Genomic DNA, 1,868 nt, shown 5'->3' with positions numbered 1-1,868 from the left:
GCCAGTGGGCCATCCAGACTGCGCTTGGCGGTTACCAGAGCATCAACGACCTGACCTGCGAAGGCGGGCGCTTGCGCCGCCAGCGGGACCTGGCCTATGAGCTGATCACCGCCATTCCGGGCGTGAGCTGCGTCAAGCCCAGCGCTGCGCTCTACATGTTCCCGCGGCTTGATCCCAAGGTCTACCCGATCAAGGACGATCGCCAGTTTTTCCTGGAGCTCCTCAAGGAGACCAAGGTCATGCTGGTGCAGGGCACGGGATTTAACTGGCCCGAGCCGGACCACTTTCGCATCGTCTTCCTGCCGCATGAGGAAGACCTGCGTGAAGCCATTGGCCGTATTGCAAAGTTCCTCGAGAACTACCGCAACAACCGAACTTGATCCTGCATTCAGCTTCTTTTCTTTTCCTTACCCTCTTGAGGGCAGGTCTCCAAGATCAACGTACAGCAAGAACCTCAGCGACTATGAAACCGACGAATTTGAGCCCGATCCGGGTAGGCCTTCTGGGCATTGGCACCGTGGGCAGCGGCACCTATAACGTACTGCAGCGCAACCAGGAAGAAATCCGCCGCCGCGCCGGCCGCGGTATTGAGATCACCATGGTGGCCGACCTCGACGTGGCGCGCGCCAAAGCCGCGGTGGGCGCGGGTGTGCAGGTGGTCGACGACGCCCGCAAGGTCGTGGCCAGCCCCGACGTCGATATCGTGATCGAGCTCATTGGCGGCTATGGCATCGCCAAACAGCTGGTGCTCGAAGCCATCGAAGCCGGCAAGCACGTAGTCACCGCCAACAAGGCGCTGTTGGCTGTGCACGGAACCGAGATTTTTGCGGCGGCCCACCGCAAGGGCGTGATGGTGGCGTTTGAAGCGGCCGTGGCCGGCGGCATCCCCATCATCAAGGCTTTGCGCGAAGGCCTCACCGCCAACAGCATCCAGTGGATCGCCGGCATCATCAACGGCACTACCAATTTCATCCTGTCCGAAATGCGCGACAAGGGCCTGGACTTCGACGTCGTGCTGAAAGAAGCGCAGCGCCTGGGCTACGCCGAAGCCGACCCCACCTTCGACATCGAAGGCGTGGACGCCGGCCACAAGGTCACGCTGATGTCAGCCATTGCTTTCGGCATCCCGGTGCAGTTCGACAAGGCCTACGTTGAGGGCATCACGGGTCTCGCCGCACAAGACATCCGCTATGCCGAGCAGCTTGGCTACCGCATCAAGCTGCTGGGCATCACCAAGCGCGCCGCCAACGGCATCGAGCTGCGCGTGCATCCCAGCCTGGTGCCGGCCAAACGTTTGATCGCCAACGTTGAAGGCGCGATGAACGCCGTGGTGGTGCAGGGCGACGCCGTCGGCACCACGCTGTACTACGGCAAGGGCGCGGGCAGCGAGCCCACCGCCAGCGCCGTGATCGCCGACCTGGTGGACATTGCCCGCCTGCACACCGCAGACCCAGAACACCGCGTGCCGCACCTGGCTTTCCAGCCCGACGCGATGAGCGATTTGCCCGTGGTGCCCATGTCCGAAGTTGTCACCAGCTACTACCTGCGCCTGAAAGTCGCCGACGAAGCCGGCGTGCTGGCCAAGGTCACGGGGATCCTGGCCGGCGCGGGCATCAGCATTGATGCGGTGCTGCAGCGCGAAGCTGATGAAGTGGGCGGTGAGGGTTCCACGCACACCGACCTCATCATCCTCACGCACGAGTGCGTGGAAGCAAAGATGAACGAAGCCCTGGCGCAAATGCAGGCGCTGCCCACGGTGCTGGCGCCCATCACGCGCATCCGCAAGGAGGAGCTGGCCTGATGTTGTACATCTCCACTCGCGGCCATGCCGACCGCAAGCGTTTTTGTGAAATCCTGCTCGAAGGCCT

2 protein-coding genes are annotated in these 1,868 nt (G+C 62.7%); both read left to right on the top strand.

Features of this window, described 5'->3' with window-relative positions; translation table 11 throughout:
• Positions 1-380, top strand: a 380-nt coding sequence (locus tag AC1D1X_RS22050) for an aminotransferase class I/II-fold pyridoxal phosphate-dependent enzyme (RefSeq protein WP_477699191.1), incomplete at its 5' end; no start/stop codon positions are given.
• Positions 381-478: 98 nt separating this feature from the next.
• A complete protein-coding gene (locus tag AC1D1X_RS22045) occupies positions 479-1,801 on the top strand; it encodes a homoserine dehydrogenase (RefSeq protein WP_477669608.1) in 1,323 nt (440 codons plus the stop codon).
• Positions 1,802-1,868 lie beyond the last annotated feature (67 nt).

The sequence above is a fragment of the Polaromonas sp. P1_G4 genome (assembly GCF_056405475.1).
The sequence above is the reverse complement of the archived record's forward strand: the minus strand, read 5'-3'. Positions and strand labels throughout refer to the sequence as shown.